At 46.7% G+C, this 3,333-nt stretch carries 3 protein-coding genes; 2 read left to right on the top strand and 1 reads right to left on the bottom strand.

The genetic code is table 11. The features are described from left to right. Positions 1-475: 475 nt before the first annotated feature. The gene (locus B3157_RS11445) at positions 476-1,531 is read right to left on the bottom strand and encodes a GntR family transcriptional regulator (RefSeq protein ID WP_349680397.1); all 1,056 of its coding nucleotides are present in this window, start codon (positions 1,529-1,531) and stop codon (positions 476-478) included. A gap of 241 nt (positions 1,532-1,772) precedes the next feature. On the opposite strand from B3157_RS11445, the gene B3157_RS11450 reads away from it, so the two are divergent. Then, positions 1,773-2,285 (top strand): hypothetical protein, encoded by a 513-nt coding sequence (locus tag B3157_RS11450; RefSeq protein WP_214060031.1) that lies wholly within the window; start codon positions 1,773-1,775, stop codon positions 2,283-2,285. 127 nt (positions 2,286-2,412) lie between these two features. Further along, positions 2,413-2,952, top strand: coding sequence for a flavodoxin family protein (locus B3157_RS11455; RefSeq protein WP_214079864.1), 540 nt, complete (start codon positions 2,413-2,415; stop codon positions 2,950-2,952). The last annotated feature ends 381 nt before the right edge of the window (positions 2,953-3,333 follow it).

A 3,333-nucleotide genomic window follows, 5' to 3' on the forward strand; every position in this document is an offset into this window, starting at 1 on the left:
TGAGAGAGCCTGGGGGTGAAATTCCCCTGGGCTACTCACCGTGCCAAGTTTGAAAAAAGAGTTAAATGACGTCACGCTAAAGCGACAGCCGTCCTACGAAAGACCCACTACAGGCTGATGAAAACCACGTTGGCCGTCAACGGTTCACCGTCCTCCGCGCGTGAGAGCGGAAAGAAGGGTTCTAGGTTCCTATGCTTCGCGTCCAGGTTCTTGGTTAGGAACCGCGTCTGAATTTGAAGTGGTTCTCATCCCCGAGGAGCGGGCCTTGCGTCCCCGGATGCATCTCCGGGCATTGCGACCTGGCGTGGTCTTCGCCAGCCTTGCGTCCACTGATGCTTTTCAGTGCAATGCGTCCCACCGAAGGTGGCATCACTTCCTCGCGCCAGCGAGCCTCACTTCATGCCGAAGGCAGCCTTGCGTATTATTCCGCTCTTTCCTACCCCCAACCCGCCATCCGCAACCTCGGTAAATTTTTCTACTCCTTCACTCTTGCTACGGAGCTCCTCTCTATCAATTCTGGTTTGTGAACAACTCTGTGAGTATTGGAGCCATTTAGCATATCTAGAAGAATCTCGACTGATTTCCTTCCTACCTCTTCTTTAGGGTGGGCGAAGGTGGTGAGGACTTCTCTGAAATCCCCGATTGGTCCGTCATCGAATCCGATTACGGAGATATCTTCGGGTATATTCAAGGCCAGTCTTTTGGCTACTAACTGAAGCTGAAGAGCGGTCGCGTCATTGTAGCAGAATACTGCTGTCGGACGCAGCTGAGCGGGGAGAGACATGAGTTCGTGAGCTATCTGCATAGGCGCTCCAGTGAATTCCGAGACGTTGAAGGACTTCTCGTAAATCTTTGTGAATCCAAGCTGCTTGCAACGGTCGACGAAGCTCTTGGCCCTTATGACGCCAGGCAGATGTGTTGACTTGTAGATTACAGCAACTCTCTGGTGACCGTATTCAAAGAAGATTTCCGATGCCTTTTCCCCTCCGTAGGCGTCATCGAGGACATTGCAGCTTACGTTATCAATATTCCAGTCACTGTGGACGAGAACGATCTTCACTCCAGATTTGGCCATCGACTGTACGAGATCCTTGTTTGACCTCTTAGTCGCGCTGTAGACGGGGTCGATTATCAAGCCCTTCACTCCTGATTCGATCCACTCTGAAAGAATCTGCCTCTCCTTCACTGGATCTTCAGCAGAATTACCTAACAACATCTTGTATTCGTTCCGGAAGAGATAATCTTCAGCTCCGAGAACAATATAGGGAAATATGTAGCTGGTTATCTGTTGCACAAGAATGCCGACAAGGTGGTTGTCGCTTCCATAACTGACGAAGGTTCCAAGGCCCGGTCTTCTGACTATCGCAGCCTTGAAAGAGAGCCGATCCAAAGCCTTTCGGACTGTTTCTCTGCTGGCACTAAACTTGTTCATCAATTCCTTTTCTGTGGGGAGTTTATCCCCAACGGAGTATTTCCCGGACTTGAGTTCTTCGAGCAAGTAACGTTCAATGAGAGTGTACTTTGGAGTGATGGCAATCGCCCCCAGTTAGAATGTACGTACATATAGGATTTTACACTTCAATGTTAGTTGAGTCAAGTTTTCTTAGCAAAGACCTAGCCTCGATCGATATTTGCCTTTCAAAGGTTATACGGAGAACAGACCCTTCTGACAGAAAAGAGAACACCTGCCGGTGAGAATAGCCGCAAGGCCCTTTCCAGAGCTTCTTTTCGAGAAGATCGAGATGATATACTTCAATCGGGAGGTGGAAATGATGAAGAAATTACTGCTTGTAGTATTGATCGTTGTGGTTCTTTCTGTTTCTGCGTATGGATACACTTTCAACTCAAACAATATCGGAGCTTCAATCGCATACTTTCCCTTTATCCTTCAAACCTACTCGGCAAGGGGATATTATCACTTCGGTTTCAAGATAACGAATCCCTGGAGTATTGGCCCGATAGATTTTACTCAAGTTATGTTGTACGCCGGTCCCACAGTTTCCTACAGCTATGACAACGTTCATCACAGTTTTGAGGCAGGCATCAGCGGAAGACTCTTTTCTGCAATCGAGAATCTCTCTTTCAATCTTTTTGAAAGAAGATTCATGATTGCCGTGGGCCTAAGAGGTTCATCTACCTTCTCTTTCTCGACACTGAAGCTCGCAAAGCCTCAAATATCTCCGGCTCTGAGCATTATCGATGTCACCAAAATGACAGACAGAATGAATTACTCGTTGTTCTTCTGGCCGCTGCCGGTGCTCCTGGGATTTGATCTGTACTTCTAATTGTTCAACGATGTTGTTCCTTAGTGCTCTTGCTTCCTACAATAATAGGAGTTCGCAGAGAAGAATGAGCTCCTCCGGCTGAAGGATTTTTCTGATATGAAAACTACTGAGAGGATGTGGTCCGCTTATGAGAGTATTCTCTGTTATGGGCAGTCCAAGATTGAAGGGAAATACTATGCTTGTTCTGGATAATTTCATGAAGGGAATGAGAGAGGGACATGATAAGCTGGAACTGAAATCTGTCTTTCTACATGGTAAGAGGATCGAACCGTGCGCGGGCTGCGACAAATGCAAGAATGATGGCGAATCCTGCGTAATTGAAGACGACATGCTTGATCTTTATGGAGAAGTCGTTGCAGCCGATGTGATTGTCTTCTCTACGCCTATTTACTGGTGGAACATGAGTGCTCAGTTGAAGACTTTCCTCGACAGATTGTACGCGCTCGACTACGAAAAGGCCTTCAAAGGAAAGAAGTTTGTTCTTCTCATGACTTACGGTGGTGAGGATCCTAATTCTGGAGCCGAGATTGTCGAAAAGAGCATGAGAGAGATCTGCGACTTTGTTTCTATGGAGTTTTTTGCGAGCTTCGGAATGTGCAGCGAATTGAGTGAAGATGAAAGAGCGGAGGCTCTTGAAAAGGTCTACAATCTTGGTCTTGACCTTTGAGCTCTATGCAGAACCAGTAGAACTTTGAAAGAATCCATTTGGCTTGAGTCCTTTCAGAGTCGAAGATAGCGTTGAATTCATTCCAAGGGCATTATGAGATTCGAATCTCTGCCACATTCAGATAGTGCCCCTTTCTATTCCAATCATTACCCACATCATCTTCTATGAAGCTCGTCTCTTGCTCTCTCATCATCTCGTGGTTTTTGAGCAAGAACCTGGACAGAAAGTGTCAGATGAATCAATGTTCTGCTCTTGATCTTAAATCCCCGCTCGAGCAGCTCATCATTACCCACATCATCTTCTATGAAGCTCATCCGTCTCTTGCTTTCTTATCATCTCGTGGTTTTTGACCAAGAACCTGGTTGTCCGTTATCGGTTCAC

This window comes from Mesotoga sp. UBA5557 (genome assembly GCF_002425715.1).
Lineage (GTDB): Bacteria > Thermotogota > Thermotogae > Petrotogales > Kosmotogaceae > Mesotoga.